Annotated in this window: 2 protein-coding genes; both read left to right on the forward strand. The window is 54.1% G+C overall.

Annotated elements, in window-relative coordinates; translation table 11 throughout:
- The first annotated feature begins 244 nt into the window (after nucleotides 1-244).
- Entirely contained in the window at nucleotides 245-634 is a 390-nt protein-coding gene (locus tag Poly51_RS30215) for a hypothetical protein (RefSeq protein ID WP_146462678.1), read from the forward strand.
- A 120-nt stretch (nucleotides 635-754) separates the two neighbouring features.
- Nucleotides 755-1,396 carry a hypothetical protein gene (locus tag Poly51_RS30220; protein ID WP_146462679.1) on the forward strand — a complete coding sequence of 214 codons (642 nt, stop codon included), beginning with the start codon at nucleotides 755-757 and terminating at the stop codon, nucleotides 1,394-1,396.
- Nucleotides 1,397-1,475: the final 79 nt, after the last annotated feature.

Genomic DNA, 1,475 nt, shown 5'->3' on the forward strand with positions numbered 1-1,475 from the left:
TCCAGGAACACCACCCACTTCCCACCCGTGAGCGGGGCAAATTGCGTTAAGATGGGAAGCTTGCGGCAGCGGGCGAATGTTCCTCCACTGCCACCCCGAAGCGCAGCGTTGTAAGTCTGATAACCATCGCATGCAACGGAGGACGGGTGGTTCGTTTTCTAGTCTGCTTGCGTGTCTTTCGCCCGTCCCCGCTGATGCGTAACGTTACCCGACTGATGCACTCCCAACAAACCTGTCGGCTCCGTTGCAACATTCGCCATACCAACCGCCAACTGAATCATCAGCCGCCGCAGACCCTGTCGTGTTCGACGGCGATCCACTCGATAACCCGCGTTTGCTGGTCTGGGTCCTTCGTGTGCTGTCGCTTTTGCTCGTCCCGCTCGGTTTGCTTTCGATGCTTGGGGCGGTCATCCTTCTCACTGGCGACACCTCAAACCCGGAACTCTACGAACTGTTCATCGTGCCTGCGATGGCGTGTGGCCTTTCGGTTCCCGTCTTGCTCGTTTCTGTTTTCGTTTATCGTAAGTGCTTACCGGACATTTCGCTGCCTGACCGTATTTGGTTTAATGGGTGGGCGGTTTTGCCGTGGCTTGGGATGGGGCTATCCATCCTAATCGGGTTAGTTCGTGCTTGAATTCACCACGGCGGGTAACCATCGCGTGAACCGGAGAACGCGAGCTGAGCGAATTGGCCGTTAGAGACTTTTCCTCGCGTTCCCGGTTACGCGTAACGTTATCCGACTGAAGTATTCGTCATGCTCAACAATTACTGCCGTGCATTTACGCTAGTTTTCGTCACATCCGTCTTGAGCGGTTCGCTTGTCCATTCTCATGAACTTCCACGTTTTGGCATACTTCCCGAGTTGGGCCGCGAATGGCAACTCCAAGAAGCCAACACCGATGAGATCACGCCGGAAACGAACCCATTTCGCTGGCTTGTATTTCGCAACAGCGAAACCGGAGACTTACTTTCATTTGCGACGTTCCCCAGAAACATTTCCTCAACACCGCTCGACAGGCACACTGATACTGCATTGGAGATCTTTCCTGACGGCCTCGCGGTTTGGGATCACAATACGACGCGAATGACGCTTGAGGCTATTACCATCTCTACACGCGAACGCAGGCTCTCGATCCGCCGTCGCGTTCCGGTTCTGGAATACTCTTTTATCTCCGAATCAAAGTCACGCCCGAACTTGATGGCAAACGGTCGGGCATGGTTTGAATCTGACTACATCATTTTCGTCCAACACACATCTGCATTGCCAATCGCGCCATCCGTGGTTGATGGTGTCGCAAATGCTTGCGCTCGACTATCTGACGCTGCACGCGCTATATCGCACAAAGAAGGCGGATCTCCAGGAACACCAGCTACCGGCCCCGCGTCTGACGGGTGAATGATTCAGGTTTTTGAGCGGTGTTTGGCAGCTTGATTTGAGCCTTCGTGTCTCCGGTGCAACGGATTGATCCCTTTTT

Source organism: Rubripirellula tenax (genome assembly GCF_007860125.1).
GTDB lineage: Bacteria > Planctomycetota > Planctomycetia > Pirellulales > Pirellulaceae > Rubripirellula > Rubripirellula tenax.

Excerpts from the sequence above, each read along its gene's own strand:
- Poly51_RS30220 (WP_146462679.1), top strand. The coding sequence starts at position 755 with ATGCTCAACAATTACTGCCGTGCATTTACGCTAGTTTTCGTCACATCC.